Source organism: Mycobacterium sp. 1165196.3 (assembly GCF_001673415.1).
Lineage (GTDB): Bacteria > Actinomycetota > Actinomycetes > Mycobacteriales > Mycobacteriaceae > Mycobacterium > Mycobacterium europaeum_A.
The window spans coordinates 1-17,455 of sequence record NZ_LZLU01000152.1 but is presented as its reverse complement, the minus strand read 5'-3'; the positions used below and the strand labels follow the sequence as shown (position 1 = coordinate 17,455).

At 63.8% G+C, this 17,455-nt stretch carries 17 protein-coding genes; 8 read left to right on the top strand and 9 right to left on the bottom strand.

Features of this window, described 5'->3' with window-relative positions; genetic code table 11:
- Genes A5659_RS16630 through A5659_RS16615 form a run of 4 tightly spaced genes read left to right on the top strand, consistent with a single transcriptional unit; the run spans position 1 to position 3,362 of the window.
- Complete coding sequence (locus A5659_RS16630; RefSeq protein ID WP_067182616.1) at positions 1-1,107, top strand: acyl-CoA dehydrogenase family protein; 1,107 nt, start codon at positions 1-3, stop codon at positions 1,105-1,107.
- Positions 1,104-1,556: a MaoC family dehydratase gene (locus A5659_RS16625; RefSeq protein WP_067182614.1), complete on the top strand. Its 453-nt coding sequence runs from the start codon at positions 1,104-1,106 to the stop codon at positions 1,554-1,556. Before A5659_RS16630 ends, A5659_RS16625 begins: the two co-directional genes overlap by 4 nt.
- Positions 1,553-2,722, top strand: coding sequence for a lipid-transfer protein (locus A5659_RS16620; RefSeq protein WP_067182611.1), 1,170 nt, complete (start codon positions 1,553-1,555; stop codon positions 2,720-2,722). The genes A5659_RS16625 and A5659_RS16620 overlap by 4 nt, the downstream gene beginning before the upstream one ends.
- 22 nt (positions 2,723-2,744) lie before the next feature.
- Positions 2,745-3,362, top strand: a complete 618-nt coding sequence (locus A5659_RS16615; RefSeq protein ID WP_067182606.1) for a TetR/AcrR family transcriptional regulator — start codon at positions 2,745-2,747, stop codon at positions 3,360-3,362.
- 64 nt (positions 3,363-3,426) lie between these two features.
- Here A5659_RS16615 and A5659_RS16610 read toward each other — a convergent pair whose 3' ends face one another.
- The 3 genes from A5659_RS16610 to A5659_RS16600 all read right to left on the bottom strand — a co-directional run bounded on the left by A5659_RS16610 (position 3,427) and on the right by A5659_RS16600 (position 6,556).
- Entirely contained in the window at positions 3,427-4,659 is a 1,233-nt protein-coding gene (locus tag A5659_RS16610; protein ID WP_067182604.1) for a cytochrome P450, read from the bottom strand.
- A complete protein-coding gene (locus tag A5659_RS16605; protein ID WP_067182602.1) occupies positions 4,656-5,888 on the bottom strand; it encodes a CaiB/BaiF CoA-transferase family protein in 1,233 nt (410 codons plus the stop codon). The genes A5659_RS16610 and A5659_RS16605 overlap by 4 nt, the downstream gene beginning before the upstream one ends.
- Positions 5,889-6,025: 137 nt before the next feature.
- Positions 6,026-6,556: a nuclear transport factor 2 family protein gene (locus A5659_RS16600; RefSeq protein WP_082976088.1), complete on the bottom strand. Its 531-nt coding sequence runs from the start codon at positions 6,554-6,556 to the stop codon at positions 6,026-6,028.
- Positions 6,557-6,671: 115 nt separating this feature from the next.
- Here A5659_RS16600 and A5659_RS16595 point away from each other — a divergent pair, with 115 nt between their 5' ends.
- Positions 6,672-8,282 (top strand): class I adenylate-forming enzyme family protein, encoded by a 1,611-nt coding sequence (locus A5659_RS16595; RefSeq protein ID WP_067182735.1) that lies wholly within the window; start codon positions 6,672-6,674, stop codon positions 8,280-8,282.
- A 47-nt stretch (positions 8,283-8,329) separates the two neighbouring features.
- Here the strand turns inward: A5659_RS16595 and A5659_RS16590 are convergent, their stop codons facing one another.
- Genes A5659_RS16590 through A5659_RS16580 form a run of 3 tightly spaced genes read right to left on the bottom strand, consistent with a single transcriptional unit; the run spans position 8,330 to position 10,904 of the window.
- Positions 8,330-9,034, bottom strand: coding sequence for an alpha/beta fold hydrolase (locus tag A5659_RS16590; protein ID WP_067182598.1), 705 nt, complete (start codon positions 9,032-9,034; stop codon positions 8,330-8,332).
- Entirely contained in the window at positions 9,031-10,134 is a 1,104-nt protein-coding gene (locus tag A5659_RS16585; protein WP_231997851.1) for a dihydrodipicolinate reductase, read from the bottom strand. Before A5659_RS16585 ends, A5659_RS16590 begins: the two co-directional genes overlap by 4 nt.
- A gap of 5 nt (positions 10,135-10,139) precedes the next feature.
- Positions 10,140-10,904, bottom strand: a complete 765-nt coding sequence (locus A5659_RS16580) for a spirocyclase AveC family protein (protein WP_255364647.1) — start codon at positions 10,902-10,904, stop codon at positions 10,140-10,142.
- A 556-nt stretch (positions 10,905-11,460) separates the two neighbouring features.
- On the opposite strand from A5659_RS16580, the gene A5659_RS16575 reads away from it, so the two are divergent.
- A complete protein-coding gene (locus A5659_RS16575; RefSeq protein ID WP_067182589.1) occupies positions 11,461-12,264 on the top strand; it encodes an SDR family oxidoreductase in 804 nt (267 codons plus the stop codon).
- Positions 12,255-13,058 (top strand): SDR family NAD(P)-dependent oxidoreductase, encoded by an 804-nt coding sequence (locus A5659_RS16570; RefSeq protein WP_067182580.1) that lies wholly within the window; start codon positions 12,255-12,257, stop codon positions 13,056-13,058. The genes A5659_RS16575 and A5659_RS16570 overlap by 10 nt, the downstream gene beginning before the upstream one ends.
- A 6-nt stretch (positions 13,059-13,064) precedes the next feature.
- Here the strand turns inward: A5659_RS16570 and A5659_RS16565 are convergent, their stop codons facing one another.
- From A5659_RS16565 to A5659_RS16555, 3 genes are read right to left on the bottom strand one after another with little or no spacing between them, the layout of a single operon-like run.
- Positions 13,065-14,063 (bottom strand): hypothetical protein, encoded by a 999-nt coding sequence (locus A5659_RS16565; RefSeq protein ID WP_067182579.1) that lies wholly within the window; start codon positions 14,061-14,063, stop codon positions 13,065-13,067.
- Between the two features lie 43 nt (positions 14,064-14,106).
- Entirely contained in the window at positions 14,107-15,171 is a 1,065-nt protein-coding gene (locus tag A5659_RS16560) for a dihydrodipicolinate reductase (protein WP_067182564.1), read from the bottom strand.
- Between the two features lie 15 nt (positions 15,172-15,186).
- Positions 15,187-16,425 carry a cytochrome P450 gene (locus A5659_RS16555; RefSeq protein ID WP_067182732.1) on the bottom strand — a complete coding sequence of 413 codons (1,239 nt, stop codon included), beginning with the start codon at positions 16,423-16,425 and terminating at the stop codon, positions 15,187-15,189.
- A gap of 116 nt (positions 16,426-16,541) precedes the next feature.
- Here A5659_RS16555 and A5659_RS16550 point away from each other — a divergent pair.
- The coding region (locus tag A5659_RS16550) for a dihydrodipicolinate synthase (RefSeq protein WP_067182562.1) at positions 16,542-17,455 on the top strand (914 nt) is incomplete at its 3' end.

Genomic DNA, 17,455 nt, shown 5'->3' with positions numbered 1-17,455 from the left:
ATGGATTTCTCCTTCACCGAAGAACAAGAGACCGTCGGCAAGGTGGCTCGTCAACTCTTCGACCACCGCGCCACGCCCGAACACCTTGCCGACCTGGAATCAGACGAGGTCCGCTTCGACCGTGAGCTGTGGCGTGAGCTTGCGTCGTCGGACCTGCTGGGCATCGCGCTACCTGAATCCGTCGGCGGCAGCGGTGGCAGCTTTCTCGACCTCGGCGTGCTGCTCGCCGAGGTCGGCTGGAGTGTCGCGCCGGTCCCCGTCTACGCGACCCTGGTGCTCGGAGCGGACACGATTGCGCGACACGGTGATTCGAGCATCCAGCAACGGTTCCTTCCGAAGGTGGTGGACGGCGGCACGTTCCTGACCGCCGCACTCGCCGAACCGGGGAACTCCGATCCGATCGCGCCGCGCACCATCGCACGGGCTGATGGCGACGCCTGGACCCTCACCGGGGCGAAGGAGCTCGTGCCCGCGGCGCAGCTTGCCGACGCCATCGTGGTTTCGGCACGGGCCGACGATGGCCCCGGCCTGTTCGTCGTCGAGACGGCAACAAACGGCGTCGTCGTCTCGCCGGCCGACACCACCAACGGCGAGCCCTATGCCGACATCGAGCTCGCCGGCGCTATCGGGCGTCGGCTCGACGGAGGCGGTGCGGACGCGATCGCCTCGCTGTACACCAGGGCGCTCGTCGGATTGTGTGCCATGCAGGTCGGGGTGACCGAGCGCGCGTTGAAGATCGCCGCCTCCTACACCACCCAACGCGAACAGTTCGGCAGGCCGATCGGCTCATTCCAGGCCGTGCAGCAGCGGTTGGCCGATGCGTTCATCGACGTCGAGGCGATTCGATGGACCACCTGGCACGCGGCGTGGCTGATCGCCGAGGGCCGACCCGCCGCCCGCGAGGCCGCCATCGCCAAATTCTGGGCAGCTGAGGCGGGTGCGCGAGTCGTCGCGTCAGCCCAACAGGTGCACGGCGGCATGGGCATCGACGTCACCTACCCGCTGCACCGCTATTTCCTGTGGGCCAAGCAGATCGAGCTCTCGTTAGGCTCCGCCCCCCAACAACTCGCGCGGCTCGGCGCCGCATACCCGGAAGGAAACACATGACCTCCACCGTCGACCGCACCACCACGCGCGCGTGGAATTCCATCAACGTGGGTGAGGAAGTCACCCCGATCGACGTTCCGGTGACCACCACACTCATCGTCGCCGGTGCCATCGCATCCCGCGACTACATGCCCGTGCACCATGACCGCGATTTTGCGAACTCCCAAGGATCCAAAGACATTTTCCTGAACATCCTGACGACCAATGGACTTTGCGTGAAGTTCTTGCATGACTGGGCAGGCCCGGAGGCGATGATCAAGAAGTTGTCCATTCGCCTCGGCGTTCCGGCGTACCCGAATGATCCGTTGCGCTTCACGGGATCCGTCACGGACAAGTCGTCGGCCGACGGCGAAGGATTCATCGAGGTCACGTTCAAAGGCGCCAACAGCCTCGGCGACCATGTCTCCGGCACCGCGGTGCTCAGTCTGCTCGACGGTGTGGATGCATGAGCGACGGCATCGGCGGCAGGGCCGCCCTCGTCGGAATCGGCCAAACCGAGTTCTCCAAGGAATCGGGCCGCAGCGAAATGCAATTAGCCTGCGAGGCAGTCAAAGCCGCCATCAGCGACGCCGGCCTTCATCCCGCCGACATCGACGGCATGGTCACGTTCAGCGTCGACGACAACGAGGAGATCGAGGTCGCCCGCAATGTCGGAATCCGGGACCTGACGTTCTTCACCAGGGTCCCACACGGTGGTGGCGCGGCCGCGGGAACGGTGATGCAGGCCGCGATGGCGGTCGCGACGGGCGCGGCGGAGGCGGTGGTGTGCTATCGGGCATTCAACGAACGCTCCGGATTCCGCTTCGGCGGCGCCGGACGTCAAGCGGGCGTGACGCCACTATGGATGGCACCGTATGCGCCATTCGGCTTCATGACGCCGGCCGCCTGGGTCGCGTTGCACGCCCAGCGCTATATGACCACCTACGGCGTCACCAACGCCGATTTCGGCAAGATCTCGGTCATCGACCGTAAGCATGCCGCAAAGAATCCCGACGCCTGGTTCTACCAGAAGCCGATAACCATTGAGCAACACCAACAATCGCGGTGGATTATCGAACCCGTGCTGAGACTGCTCGATTGCTGTCAAGAAAGCGACGGCGGCGTTGCCATGGTGGTGACGAGCCTCGAGCGAGCCCGCGACCTGGCCAAGCCGCCCGCCGTCATCGTGGCCGCCGCACAGGGCGCCGCCTACGACGGCGAGGTCATGACCAGCTACTACCGCGAGGAGATCACGGGGCTGCCCGAAATGGGTGTTGTCGGCAACAAGCTATGGCGAAATTCGGGTCTTAAACCGCAAGACATTTCGACGGCCTTCCTCTACGACCACTTCACGCCGTTCGTCTTCACCCAACTCGAGGAGCTCGGATTCTGCGGCCGCGGGGAGGCCAAGGACTTCGTGTCGGTCGAGGAACTTTCGTTGGGCGGGCGAATGCCGATCAACACCAACGGCGGACTGCTCGGCGAGGCCTACATCCATGGCATGAACGGCATCACCGAGGGTGTCCGCCAGGTGCGCGGCACGTCACATAATCAGGTGGACGACGTCGAACACGTCCTTGTCACGTCAGGTACGGGCGTTCCGACCAGCGGTCTGATCCTCGCGCCCGATCGCTGAGCAGGGAAAGCCAGGAGTTCAGATGACGCATGCGACGGCGGTCGACACCCGCGAGGTGCTCATTTCGGCCGCGTTCGCCTGCTTCCGAACGCACGGGTTGCGCAAAACGACCATCGTCGATATCGCACGCGTCGCAGACGTGTCCAGGAGCACCTTCTACGAGTACTTCCGGGACAAGGAGACGATCGTCGAGGCATGCGCGGAGGCGGCGTCTCAAGGCTTCTATCGCAGGCTGGCCAACGCGATCGACCGCCACGGCGGTAGTACGTTGGAGGAAAAGCTGGTCCGGGCAGGCATCTTCGTCACCCAGGCTCGACGGGTGGTCGAACCCGAGGCCTATTTCGACCAAGACGAAGTCAGTCTGATGTTGACCAAGAATGCGTCGACCCTGCTGAGGGAATGCAGCGACTTTCTTGCACCCTATGTCTCGGCCGCGCGGTTGACCGGCGAGGTCCGCGGCGACCTCGACATCCGGTCGGCAACGGAATGGTTTGCACGGATGTTGTTCTCACTGTTCACCACTCCGTCTCCTTACCTCGACATGAGTGACGACGAGGTGGTCGCGGACTTCGTCCGCGGCTTTGTGGTGCGGGGATTTCAGCCCGCAATGCTGCCTTCACGCAGAAAGTTGAGCGTGTAGGCCTGATACGTCAGGTCGTTGGGGTCGGCCGATGAGTTCGAGGGACGTCATCGTCCCTGCTTTCTTAACCCCTCTTGCGCACGGGCACATTGGACCACCCGCAAACGTTTGACATCGCCACCCTGTGCAGCCCGCTGTGGTCCACTTCGTACTCGGGGAGCAGATCGAGCAGGGCCTCTAACGCGATGCGGCTCTCCATCCGCGCCAGCGCCGCCCCCAAACAGCTGTGTATGCCGTAGCCGAACGCGAGATTGAAACCCATCTTGCGTTCCCTGTCGATGTCCAGCCGATCGGGTTCGGGGAACATCCGCTCATCGCGCGTCGCTGACCCGGTGACCAGCAAGACGGCGCTGCCTTCGGGAATCACCGTGCCGTGCAACAACACATCTCGGGTAGCGGTGCGGACCTGGTACTGCGACGGAGCCTCGTAACGCAACAACTCTTCGATTGCCGCGGGAATCTTGGTGCGGTCATTCTGCAACTTCTGCCACTGGTCGGGAAAGTCGGCAAAGGCAACCATGGCGTTGCCGACGAGCTTGGTGACGGTCTCGGCGCCGGCCCCCCCGAGCATGGTCGCGAAGCCGGTGATATCCACGTCGGTGAGCTTCTCTACCTGACCGTCCCGCTCGATCTCGGTCTCGATGAGGCGGCTGATCATGTCGTCGCGGGGTTCGGCCCGACGCTTTTGCACCAGGTTGTAGTAGTAGATCCCCGTCTTGGTCGAGGCCTCGAAACCCTCTGCGGTGGTGGCGATCTGACCCGGACGGCGTTCGAGCAGCAGATCGAGCCAAAGCCGGATCTGGTCGCGATCCTGCTTCGGCACTCCCAACATGGTGGTGATGACCTCGTTCGGAAACAGCGCCGAGAAATCGGCCACCACGTCGAAGGACGACGGGTCGAGCGCATCGATGCGCTCGTAAACCTTTTCGCGCACCATGTCTTCCAGCGCGGCGATAGCGCGCGGGGTGAACACGTTGCTCACCAGCCGACGCATCTTCTGATGTTCGGGCGGGTCCATCGAGATGATCACTTTAGGCACCGGTAGCGCATCGTCGTGCGCCTGCACCATGTCCAGCGTGGCGCCCTTCGCGGAGGAGAAGGTTTCGTAGTCCTTGGTAGCGGGCGCCACGTCGTCGTAACGGGTCAAGGCCCAGAAGTCCCACTTTGCGTTGTAGTAAACGGGAGCCTCGTCGCGCAGCCGACGGTACGTGTCGAACGCGCCGTTGAAAAAGTCGTCCGAGAACGGGTCGAAGTCAACGGGGCTCCCGGAAGTGACCGGCGACGGCGTTGCACTCATAGGATCGCCCCGGTCTCCTTATGCTTCGCGATGGTGTCCCAGTCCAAGCCCGCCTCCATCAATACCTCCTCCGTGTGCTGGCCATGCTCGGGCGCTCCCGGCGGGACAACGGCCCGTTCGTCGAACTGGACGGGGTTTGTGGGCAGCGAATACGGCGAACCGTTCATCGTAGTGGTATGCGCGACATAGCCGTTCGCGGTCACTGCCCGGTCTTGACAGAGTTCCTCCGGTGTCTGCACTACCCCCCAGGCACCGGAAAGCCCGGCCAGCTGTTCACGCCATTCGGCGAGTGTGCGCTGGGCAAACACATCATCCATGAGGGAGATGAGTTCGGTTCGGTGGGCGAATCGCGATGCGGGATCGGTGAATCGCGCGTCATCGATCAACTCGGGTAGGCCGATCGCGCGCATCGCTTCGGCGTAGAACTTGTCGAGTTGCAGCATCATCAGCTGGACGTAACGGTCGTCCTTAGTGCGGTAGGTCCCCACCAAAGGGTTGGGCGCGTCGGCGTGGCTGTACTTCGGGATCGAGCTGCCGCCGTGGATCTGGCTCACTGCGACATCAGGACTGAGGTTCCATGCCGCGAGCCCGAGCAGGGAGACGTCCACAATGGACCCCTGCCCGGTGGTCGACTTCCTGTACAGGGCGGCCGCGATCCCGCCCGCGATTGCCATGCCCCCGAGCAGATCTCCGAACGCCGGCCGCGACCGCACCAACTCGTCGCCATCCTCGGTGAGCATGGTGGCGACGCCGCCGCGCGCCCAGTAGGAGACGCCGTCATAGCCGGGCTTGTCCGAATCGGGACCCTTCGGGCCGTGGCCCGACCCGCGCACGTACACGATGCCCGGATTCACAGCTCTGATGTCGTCGACGTCGATGCCCATCTTCTTGCGTCGACTCGGCAGATAGCTGGTGAGAAATACGTCGCAGGTGGCGGCGAGCGTACGGACGACCTCTTGTCCGCCGGGTGTGCTCAAATCGACCCCGATCGACTTCTTCCCACGATTCGGTATCTCGATCATGTAATTCACGGTGCCGCCGCCCTCGTCCACGATGCCCATCGTGACGAGGCCACGCTGAGGGTCGCCGCCCTCGCGCGGCTCGACCTTGATAACCTCGGCGCCCCATTCCGCGAGTACGGCGCCGGCCGACGGTACGAAGGTCCACGCGGCAACCTCTAGCACGCGCACACCATTGAGCACTTTGTCGACCGAAATGGCTGCCTCCATTGATCGCAGTGGTACCGATGCGAGCGTACCGCCAGCCTACCAACGGGCGGAAACACCCGATTGCACTATGTGAGAATGTCAGTTTCGACGGCGTTTGTAAACCGCGTCGGAGCGTACGACGCCCCCACCACCGGGTGCTACGGGCGCGCCGACAACCGTCCCGGGAGCGCAGGATCTCCGCCGGTCCAGAAGGACTGCCACGTCGGCATGCGGTGCGGCATTGCCGCACGCAACGGAACGTCGTTCGGCCAGCGCATGAACTCCGGGCCAGGGCGCTCCGTCACATCGACTGAGTACCAAGGGTGCTCCCGCCGCCTGACGAAGCACCACTGGCCGTCGCGACGCTCGTAGACGTCGTCATAGCGCATCGTGATCACGAACCACCCGTCGCCTTCCTCGTGTTCGGCGCGGCAGTACACCGACCCGAACGCGTGGTCGGCGTCGACGAAGTCGAATTGGTGGCCGCAGATGAGGTGGATGCTCCGGTAGAAGCGGCGCAGCACCCGGTCATACCAACGCTTCAGCGCTTCCCTGCCTTGCCCCTCGGTGCCCGCATGGACATCGTCGACGAACAGCGCCACCAGCGCGTCGAGATCGCGCGCATCGAGGGCCATGGCGTACCGGCTGGGCAACTGGCTGATTACCAGGCTTGACTCCAGCCGGTCCAACCGATCGACGCTGGCCCGACTTTCCGATTCTGTGGCCATGGTGGAATTGTAAGCCGATGCCAGGGCATGAGAACCCATGTTCTCGTTTTACGCAAAAGCCTACTATCCTGCGATCATGCCCTTTCCGAATATCTTGCCCACGGTTCCCGCTTTGGTGAGGTCCTGCGCGGCGCGTTTCGGGGACAAGCCGTTTCTCATCGTGGCCGGGCAGGAGCTGACCTATCGCGAACTTGACCGCCGCTCAGCCGCGCTGGCGGTCGCCCTGTTGGCCGAGGGCATAGGCAAGGGTGACCACGTCGGAATCTTGATGCCCAATAGCGTCGATTGGGCGTTGGCTTGGTTCGCCTCCACACGCATCGGGGCGGTCGCGGTGCCGCTCAACACATTCTTTAAGGCGTCCGAACTCGCTTGGACTGCGCGCCATGCCGATCTGCGCGCCATCTTGACGTGGTCGCGGTTCCGCAATCACGATTTCGTCGCTCGCCTCCGGGAGGCGCTGCCCGGGCTGGGCGATCAGCGCGAGCCGGGCCGCATCGCGGTGCGGAAGGCGCCGTTTCTGAGGACCGTTGCGGTGTGGGGATCATCCGATCAGGCCTGGACGACAGCGATCAACGCCGATGGGGAGGTGTCGGCCAAGGATGCCGATTTCCTGGTCGATGTGGAAATGTGCGTCACACCGGCCGATGACGTGACGATCATCTACACCTCGGGTAGTACCGGGGACCCGAAGGGCCCGGTCCACACGCACGGCGCGCTGGTGCGCCATTCTTATAACCTCACTTTCACCTACGGCGTCGCCAACGACGACGTCATGTTCACCGCCATGCCCTTCTTCTGGGTGGGAGGTCTGATCACCGGGCTGCATGCCGTGATCCACCATGGCGCAACGCTGGTCACCCAGCCCGCATTCGACCCTGCGGAGGCGCTGGAACTCATGGAGCGACACCGGGCGACAATCACGTTGGGCTGGCCGCAACAGGGCAAGACTTTGGCCGAGCATCCGGATTTTTCCGCACGCGATCTGAGTTCGGTGCAACGCACCAGCATGCCGGCAATGGTGCCCGCGCCCCGTCGGCCAAAGGGCCCCAATGCTCTCGGGATGACGGAACTGTGCGGCAATCACATCGGGGTGGATCCCTACGTGCCGCAGCCACCCGAGCGGTCCGAAACAGGCGGCGTATCCATCGAGGGACTACACCATCTGCTGGTCGATCCCGATACAGGACAGCCGGTGCCCGTGGGCACGCCCGGCGAAATTTGGGTTCGCGGCTACTCATTGATGCAACGGCTGCACAAGCATGAGCGTGAGGAGGTCTTCACCGCTGACGGTTATTACCGGACGGGCGACTGCGGCGTCGAGTACGACGACGGTTGGATCAATTTCACCGGGCGGTTGGGCGACCTGATCAAGACGGGCGGCGGCACCAACGTCACGCCCAGTGAGGTGGAGCTTGCGCTCGCCGACTGCGACGGCGTCCTCGAGGCTTACGTGGTCGGTGCCGAGAGCGATGACGGGACGGTGGTCGCCGCGGCGGTGGTGCCGCATGGCGAATCGGCGCTCGACGGCGAGTCGTTGCGCGCAGAGCTGCGTGCGAGGCTATCGGCGTACAAGGTGCCGAAATTCATCTGGGTCACCGGCAAGCAGGACCTCCCGTTCACCGCGAGCGGGAAGGTGAAGAAGTCGGAGTTGGCGCAGCAGCTCGCCGGACTATTGTCGCGCCGCTAAGGCGTAACCGGTTACGCGGGGGCATGTTGGTGCTCACGAGTTTCCGTTCATGCCGGGGACGCTGACCTCTGGAGCACCGCGCTAAGCTCGGCCGGACGGGCAAAGAAGGGTGAATGCCCGCCGTCCAATTCGACGATCCGTGCCCCGACCCTGCCGGCGGCATTGCGCCTGGCCCATGACTTCCCCACCGCGCGGTCGTCCCGCATGAGTACGTAGGTCGACGGCGTATCGGGCCAGCGGTCGATCGGACAACGCTCGGTGAATACGGTGAACGATTGGTTCCGCAGTTCGTCGAATGCACGACGGGCCAACGGTTCCGGGCAGTCATGGTAGAAACCTTCGCGTACCGACTCCCAGGTGAGGCCGAACGGGCCGGCACCCTGCTCTTCCGGCTCCGCAAAGGTGATCGCGTCGGGGTTGGCGCCCAGGTGTTCCACGAACGACTGGCCCGGAACGGGCAGGAGGCCACCGACGAACACCATGCGGCGCAACGGGTACAGGGTGGCGATGACGGGGGCGCACAGCCCCGAGATAGAGTGCGCGACCACGACAACGTCCTCGGACGGGTTGTCAGCTTCTCGCTCTATCGCGTCGATCGCCACTTGCGCCCATGTCAGCGCTCCTGCCGAATCGTCGTCGACCGGAAGATCCGGCGCGAGCGCGCGATGGCCTCGTCGTGATAGCTCGGTGCGGACCGCATCCCAGCAGGAGCCGTAATGCAGTCCGCCGTGCAGCAGCGCGAATAGGGTCAACGCCGGGTGCGGGATAGTCGACTGACGATTTCGGGTCCGGCCAGCGGTGATGCGATGACGCCAGGCGGCGCGGCTACCACGCGAGGGATGGCGTTGACCGCGGCCATCGCGGTGGCCGTGATAGCCGGGTTGATCCCGTTTGCGTCGGGCTGGTCGAAGTACAGCTCCAGGCTCATGCTGGGGTTTCCTTCCACACGAAAAACCATGCCGCCCTTGTCCTCGCGCGAGGGCTTCGGCCAGCCTTCGGGCCACGGTGTCGAGCTCACCGTCGCGAAGTATTGGACCGCGACCACGTCCCGATCGTTGATCACTCCGGAAAGCTTCCAGCGATGCCCACAGATTGTTCCCGACGGCACCACCCCGACGGCGGTCGGAAGATCGTCTGGCGCCAGCACTGTCTCCCAATCGAGGTCCACGCGTTCGAGTTCCATCCCGAGAATGTCCGCAAGGTAGCGCACAACCGTCTCCCAGTCATGATTTACCTTGCCCGAAGCAATGCGGGCGGGTACGTGTCCATCGGGCTTGCCGAAACCCATCGACTCATGCAACACATCCCAGATCGGATAGGACTCATCCAACGCGACCGCGTACTCATCCATCCGATACGAATCCACCGCGCCCGCGCCGGAAAGCAGCGCTGTCGGCAGATTGAGACTGATGAAGCCGGGCTCGCTGCCGGTAGCGTAGAACGTCGAATTGCCCGCTTTGGTGGCTGAATCGAGCACTGCCCGCCAACGATCCGGCGCGGCGTCTGGGTACACCATCGGAATTGTCGAGATCGTAACGACATTGATTCCCGACTCCAGCAGCGCGGCGATATCCGCTATTGCGTCTTCCTCCCGGCGGACCGCTGTTGCGCAGTAGGATGCACAATCAGGCTTTAGCGCAACGATTTCCGTCATGTCGCCTGTTGCCGTCACTCCCACGTCGTCGACACCGCACAGTAGGCCCGCATCAGCTCCAACCTTGTTCGGCGTGGAAACCTTTACGCCGACGAGATCTAGTGCCGGGTCGATAATCGTGGCGCGTAACGCCTCTCGTCCTGTGAGCCCGGTCCCGATGTGGACGACGCGATAGCGGGCGAAGGCTTTGTCAGTCATCCGACTCATTTGTAGAAGGGTCCCGGCTTGCCCGATTTCTCGAGGTGCCCGTAAGGATCGTATTCCTTGACATTCGGATACGGGTTTTGCTCGTACGCGGGTGACGACAATCCCGCGGCCCGCAGTGTGGCCAGTATCGCGAGCGGTATCGCGAACGATACGAGACCCACCGAAGCCGAAACGACGAGCTGGCGCGTCAGCGTGGCCTTGGTGCGGCCCGGCCACGCTGGAAGCCGGCGGGAGATCTCGTTGATCAGCACCAGCGTGCCGCCGTCGTCACGGACGCACATGACGGCGACCATCGCAAAGATGAACGAGTCATACACCGCCATGATGAGCGGGAAATGGATGTCGCCAATCTGCAGGGTGGGACCGACTGCCTCGGAGTAGTAAAAAATACCGAACCTCAGCCAGGTGAACTGCACAAGCCCGTTGAGCGGTACAGCGATGACGAACGCGCCGAGGAAAACCGCGGCAAGCCGATGGCGCGCAAGCCAACTGGTGTGCCGGACCAGTGGGGCCAAGAATCGGTCGTGAAGTTGCAGGATTCCCAAGCCGTTGAGCAGGTAATAGGCCGCGTAACCACCGAGGAACGACAACGCGGGCTCGAGTTCCGGCGCAATACCGACATACGGCCATGACAGTGGGAAGTGCAGCATGCGCGGGTCGAAAATCGCGAATGTCGCCCAGTTGGCCAATGGATCCAGCGCGCCGGTGATCAAGCCGGCGAACGCGATCACCACCGCCCAGTGCACCCTGCGCTGCCGCACCGATAACCACACCAGCGATCCGATCAGGCCGATCGCCAACGGGACGGAACTGAGTGCAACTACCAGCGGCCAGTTATCGAACCCGAGGAACGGCGGATCTGGCGCCGGCCCCGGCCTAGGGTTGGTGATGCGGGAATCCCCGTGCGTTCCCGATTGGATCGTCGCGACGGTCACCACCGCAAAGGCCAAGTAAGCGACGGCGCACAGTCCCCAGCCGACGCTAGACCGCGATGGCGACAGCGAACCACTCGTGTCCATGGGCTCGAATGACCCTGCTTCGCTAGCCGCGCCAACGGTATTCGTCATGACCCCCGGGCAGGCACCGCCACGTCCCGCATCCGCTTCCCGTCCTTTCCCGGCCGGCGAGAGAGACCCTCGACCCGTCGAGAATATGCGTTACCGACGGGCGTAAACAAGCTTTTCTCTGAGCTGTTCGGATTTAGTCCGCAACGCCAGCAGCGTCGACTCGCCACTGAGAATAATAATTCTCAGTGGCGAGAATTGCGGTAGCGTCAACGCAGCCGTCAATCGTGAAATCACGCGAAGGAAGTAGAGTATGAGCGACCGGCACTCCAGCATCGCGGGGACGCGGATGTTGATCATCGGGGCATCTTCGGGCATCGGGCAGGCGTTGGCCCTCGCCGCCCACTCCCGGGGCGCGGCGGTAGCCCTCGCCGCACGGCGGGTAGAACGGCTGTCGGAGCTTGCCGATCGGCTCGGCGGATCGGCGCACGAGCTCGACGTGTCCGATCCGCGCGCTATCGAATCTGTCATCAACGAGGTTGCCACCAACTTCGGGAAGCTCGACGCTGTCGTATTCACCAGCGCGGTAGTCCCGTTCGCGTTGATCGAAGAGACGGATGTGGAGACGTGGCTGCACGCATACGCCGTCAATGCCGTGGGTGCCTCCCACGTACTGCGGACGGCTCTCCCCCACTTGGCCGACAACGCCACGGTCGTCGTCGCGTCGAGTCACGATGTGGGCCGCCCCAGAGCGGGTGTGGCGGCCTACCATGCGAGCAAAGCCGCGCTCGACGAGATCTTGCGCTCCTGGCGCGCCGAACATCCCGAGATCGCGGTAATCCGGGTCAGCGTTGGCCCCACTTGTGACACCGAGATACTGCGCGGAGCCGATCGCGACCTGCTGGCCGACCTATATCGCGCCTGGGCGCGCAGAGGTCAGATTCCGGATGAGATGTCCACCGTCGAGGACGTGGCCAATGCAATGCTTTCCCTCATCGCGATCTCACGCACCAACCCGACTGTGGTTAGTGAGATCGTCCACCTCGCTCCGCGAATCATCAAAGGGCAGCAGGCTTCACCGGCGCCGGATAGAGAAAGGGCCGCGCGATGGACCTAGGTTTCGACGGAGCAACAGCGGTCGTCACCGGAGGCAGCAAAGGGATGGGGCTGGCGATCGCCGAGAGTCTCGGCGCCGAGGGCGCGTCAGTGGCGATCATGGCACGCGGCCATACTGGGTTGGACTCGGCTGCGAGGCGAATCCGCAGCGCGGGTGCTCCCGAAGTGCTGACGGTCAGCGTTGACATGTCCAATGCCGAGTCCATCACATCGGCGTTCGCGTCCATAGGCCACGCCTGGGATAACCTGAATGTCCTTGTGCACACCGTCGGTCCGGGTGCGGGCGCGTTCGAAGATCTCGACGACGACGACTGGTACGCCGCTTTCGATCTCGGCACTCTGTCCGCTGTGCGTTCGGTGCGGGCCGCACTGCCAATGTTGCGATCGGCGGATTGGGCTCGCATCGTTACACTGTCGGCGCACTCGATCCAGCGTCAGAGCTCACGCCTGGTCGCCTACACGGCCGCCAAATCGGCACTGTCGAGCTTCACCAAGAACCTGTCCAAAAGTCTTGGCGCTGAGGGTATCCTGGTCAACTGTGTCTGCCCCGGAACCATCGTGACGGCCAGTTTCACCGAGATCCTGCGGGATGTGCTCGCCGCGGACGGCCTGGACTCATCGGATCCGAATCACGTGATGACCTGGGTCGAGAAGACCTACGGCCATCCCTGCGATGTCGGTCGCGCCGGCCTGCCCGAAGAGATCGCGTCCGTCACCGCCTACCTGGCGTCACGACGAAACGGCTACGTGACCGGCGCCACCGTCAACGTCGACGGCGGATCGGACTTCGTCTGACCCACGTCATCGGTCGAGCCCCCGCGCCAGCTTGAACACGGCGGTGGCGGCGTCGAGCAGCTCCGGTGTCAGCATATTGCCGCTGTACTCCACCCAGCACCAGCTTCGTGCCGGCTGTGCACCGGACGAGGTCCTTGTCAGGGAGCCGAAAACGTGCAGTGGGCTGCCGCTGGATTCGAACGCGAAGCTGTACGAATCGGTGCCGATGGTCGCGTCAAGCGCGGTCATTCGTCCGGTCTTGTTGAATGTCGGCTCCGCGGTGATGTCCTTATGCGCCATGGTGACACCGCCTTTGACGTGATAGCCCGGGCCGAACGCGACACCTTCGCGCCCCTGCCAGAAGCTGCCGCCGCCCAGCTGCCCATCGTCCAACTCATGTAGCCACGACACCCACATACCTTGCAGGTGCCGAGCGATGGGGAGTTCGGTGTACACCTTTCCCGGCGGTCCGTACGCAAAGTCCTGATGTGCGTAGCCGGATACCTCGATACCGTCCACCCGGCCGGTGGCGTACATCAGTTCATGGCGGTAGTAGACGTCGTCGTCGATGCCGTCCTGGGCGGGCACGTGCGTGATGACGATGTCACTGACGGTCCGGCCGTGCATCTCCCATCGCCTGCTGGCGTCATGCCAGTGGAGTTCGTTGGCATCGCGTTCAATCCGTCCACTTGGATACGAAAGCCGCACGGTCTCGCCATCGTCGGCGTATTGCAGCGGTTCGAACCAGTCAAGCGTCGAGTACTCGAGGAAGAGGTGGGGCGAGTCGTCCTCAAGGCTTTTCGGTAGCGATCGAAATCCACACACCGGAGAAACGACGTGAGTCATACCGGTGAGGAAGTCGTCACATCCCCGCACTCCCCAGTAATTCTGACCGGATGCGTCGGCGACGACCGCCCCAAGCCAGATGCCCGACAGTCCCATCCCGGGACTGGGGACCCAGTCGCGACGGTAATGGGCGAGGGACGGTGTCTCGTGGAGCACCTGAAATTCAATCGGTTTGAGCACTCACCTCTCCTTGCGGCGTCACGGCGGGTCTAGGGGCTCGCGCCTACCTCGTCGGTACGACGCCGCACTCAGTCCAGTGCGCGACGAACGGGGCGATCGTCGACAAGTCGTAAAGTCCTGGCTCAGCGGCGATCACCGCGGGGATGGCATTGATGGCGTGCATGGCGGTGGCCAGACAGCCCTGCTCGGCGTGGTCCTCCCCGTCGGAGCCGATCACGAGTTGAAAGGTCATGTTCGGCTTTCCTGCAAAGGTCACCGCATAACCGATCTCCGTCGGCCAGTCGGGGGCCAGGTCGTCGGCCATCCTGGTGAGGTGTTCGACGGCAAGTGTGGTTTCGCCGCAGTCGGCTACGACGCCGAAGCGCATGGCGCCCACGGTTCCTGCAGGAATCACCCCGGCAGCCACCGTCAGCGTCCTCGGTGTCGTCACGACCTCGCGGAACCCCTCGACGGACCGGATATGGAGTCCGAGCGCCTGCGCAAGCACCGTCACGCTGCCGATCCATGCGCTCGCGGCATAGTCGGTGTTGGACAGCAACGGGGTGGGGTCATCCGGCGCATGACCGAAACCCATCGCGTTGAAGATCAGGTCGTGGCTCGCATAGGTCGAGTAGTTCAGCACCTCCCGCACGCTGATCCGCTCGGTGCGCTCGGTCAGCCGGGATAGGACCGGCGCGAGCGACTCAGCGACGAAACCCGGGTACAGGCCTAGCCCGAGAAACGAGGATCGGCCCGCACCACAAGCCTTTTCGATGTCGTTCGCCAGCGATTCGTGGAGCGAACGGGGATGGACAAACCGGCTGCCGGTAGCAATCACATTCTTGCCCGAGGCCAACAGATCACAGACATCGGTGAAGCAGCCCGGCGTATCGGTCTCCACTTTGCCCATGTAGAGCACCACGTCCGCATCGGTGCCGATGATCGCGTGCCGATCGGCGGACGCGAGCACACCTGCTTGCGGCAGCCCGCACAGCGTGCCCGCGTCCATCCCGGCTTTTGCCGCGTCGTACACCCGGACAGCGGCCAGCTGCAGGTCCGGCCGGCTCAAGACGTGGCGCAGCGCCATCGTGCCGGTCACCCCGGTCGCCCACTGGATCACGCGAGTCATGTCAGGCGATCTCCTTCAATCCCACACCACATCGAGGCGCGGTGGCGAACGGAACATCGTGCCGGTCACGTACGGTGACGGGGCGTCGGGATCGAGCCGCAACCCCGGAAGCTCGTCGAGCAGCGCGTTGAAGATCTTGGTGCTCTCCAACCGCGCCAGGTGCATCCCCAAGCACACGTGGGCGCCGTGGCCGAACCCGATGTGCGGCTTGCGCTCCCGGAAGATGTCGAAGGACTCGGCATCCTGCCAGCGTGTTTCGTCGTGGTTGGCGCTGCCGAGGTTGACCACCATCGTCGAGCCCTTCGGGATGTGGCGCCCGTAAAAATCGGTGTCGGCGGTGACTTCCCGAATGAAGTTGAGCAGCGGTGTCTCCCACCGGATCCCCTCCTCGATCGCCTGCGGCAACAGGCTGCGGTCGGCGCGCACCGCAGCGAGTTGGTCGGTATGGGTCAACAGGCCGAACGCGAGGCTGGCCGTCGAGCGCGACGTCGTCTCCGCACCCGCGGGCAAGAGATTGCGCATAAACCCGTAGATTTGCTCGTCCGACATCCTGACCCCGTCGATTTCGGCCCGCGACAAGATGGTCACCATGTCGTCCTTCGGCGACTTGCGCCGGTCGGCAAGGATTCCGATGAAGTATTCCTTCATCTCCGCCGAGGCCCTCAACGCGCCTTCCATGTCGGCGCGAAAGCCCAGCAGGTCGATCGCCAACCGGTGGAACTCCCCGATATCGGATTCGGGTAACCCGAGAAGGGCGGCGATGATTCGGACCGGGATCGGCATGAACACTGCGGCGACCAAGTCGGCGCGCTTGTCGCCGCGGAACTTCGTGATCGTGCGATCCACCAGGGGCCCAACGAGTTCGGTGTCCCAGCGTTTCATCGAGGACCTGGCGAAAGCGAATTCGTGCAACCTGCGATACGTCGCGTGCTCGGGTTCCTGCATCTCCAGGATCGTCGGACCTTGCAGCGGTCGCACCACATCCTCATAGATGCGGGTGCTGAACGTGACGTTGTCGGTGAAGACGGCTTTGACCGCGTCGAACGAGTACGCCGTGAATGTCTTAGTGCCCTCGGGTCCGTCCTCGGGGACGCCCATCTCCGGCCACCCGGGGTGCACGGCCGCCTTCCTACGGAGCTCGCGCAGCAGCGGGTAGGGGGTCGCGTCGCCGTCGGCGCCCATTCCGGCATTGAACTTGTCCTGCGCCTCGCGAATGCGTTGCTCGATGTCGTCACTAACCGTAGGCTCCGCCACGTGCACCTCCCGTACGGCCCGCTCAACATACACCTTGTCGGTTGCAAACCTACATGATGTAGGTTGGACGAACCAGAAACTCGGGAAAATCCGAAAGCGCAACCTGGAGCATTCGATTGGTCATTCGAGTCGTCCAGTGGGCAACTGGCGCCGTCGGTCGGGCCGCGCTGCAGGAGCTGATTGAGAATCCGCGTTATCAGCTGGTCGGCGTGCTGGTGTACGAGCCGGCGAAGGCCGGTCTCGATGCGGGTGCGCTCTGCGGGCTACCACCGACGACGGGCGTGATCGCGACGGCGGACAAGGACGAGATCATCGCCCTGAGCGCCGATGTCGTTGTGCATGCGGCCAGCAAGGCACACGCCGTCGAGACGAATGCCGAGGACATCTGCCGCCTCCTCGCGGCGGGCAGCACCGTCATCACCACAACGTCGTACAACCATCTGCCCACCTGCGCCGCGGAGACCGAATCGGCATTCACCAAGGCGTGCCGAGCGGGCGGGTCACGCTTCCACGCGGCGGGTGAGAACCCCGGCTTCATGTTCGAGCGACTCGTCGCGACGGTGACGGGGTTGAGCAAGTCCATCGACCGCATCGATCTCTACGAGGCCACCGATGTCTCGGCCGTAAGCAGCCGGCCGATGCTGGTGGACCTCATGGGCATGGGCAGGCCACCGGAAGATGTCAGCGTTGATTCCCCGATCATCAGGAAGCTCGACATGGCCTACCGCCAGGCCCTCAACGCCACGGCCGACGTCCTCGGCATCACCCTGTCGCACATCGATGTGGCGGTCGACGCCACCACGCTGCCACACGACATCGAGGTCTTGGCCGGCACGATCGAGTCGGGAATGGTTGTCGGGCAGCGGTTCTCGTGGGTCGGTCACTGGTCAGGGCGCCCGTTGCTGGCCATTCACGAGGAGTGGGTGCTCACCCGTGACCTTCCGCAGTGGGGTATGAAGCCGCTGGCGCCGGGCGAGAAGGCGCCGCTGATCCGCGCGGTCATCAAAGGGGAGCCGAGCTTTGAACTCCA

Excerpts from the sequence above, each read along its gene's own strand:
- A5659_RS16605 (WP_067182602.1), bottom strand. The coding sequence starts at position 5,888 with ATGGAGGCAGCCATTTCGGTCGACAAAGTGCTCAATGGTGTGCGCGTG.
- A5659_RS16615 (WP_067182606.1), top strand. The coding sequence starts at position 2,745 with ATGACGCATGCGACGGCGGTCGACACCCGCGAGGTGCTCATTTCGGCC.
- A5659_RS16560 (WP_067182564.1), bottom strand. The coding sequence starts at position 15,171 with ATGACTCGCGTGATCCAGTGGGCGACCGGGGTGACCGGCACGATGGCG.
- A5659_RS16570 (WP_067182580.1), top strand. The coding sequence starts at position 12,255 with ATGGACCTAGGTTTCGACGGAGCAACAGCGGTCGTCACCGGAGGCAGC.
- A5659_RS16625 (WP_067182614.1), top strand. The coding sequence starts at position 1,104 with ATGACCTCCACCGTCGACCGCACCACCACGCGCGCGTGGAATTCCATC.
- A5659_RS16595 (WP_067182735.1), top strand. The coding sequence starts at position 6,672 with ATGCCCTTTCCGAATATCTTGCCCACGGTTCCCGCTTTGGTGAGGTCC.
- A5659_RS16585 (WP_231997851.1), bottom strand. The coding sequence starts at position 10,134 with ATGACTGACAAAGCCTTCGCCCGCTATCGCGTCGTCCACATCGGGACC.
- A5659_RS16630 (WP_067182616.1), top strand. The coding sequence starts at position 1 with ATGGATTTCTCCTTCACCGAAGAACAAGAGACCGTCGGCAAGGTGGCT.
- A5659_RS16575 (WP_067182589.1), top strand. The coding sequence starts at position 11,461 with ATGAGCGACCGGCACTCCAGCATCGCGGGGACGCGGATGTTGATCATC.
- A5659_RS16620 (WP_067182611.1), top strand. The coding sequence starts at position 1,553 with ATGAGCGACGGCATCGGCGGCAGGGCCGCCCTCGTCGGAATCGGCCAA.
- A5659_RS16610 (WP_067182604.1), bottom strand. The coding sequence starts at position 4,659 with ATGAGTGCAACGCCGTCGCCGGTCACTTCCGGGAGCCCCGTTGACTTC.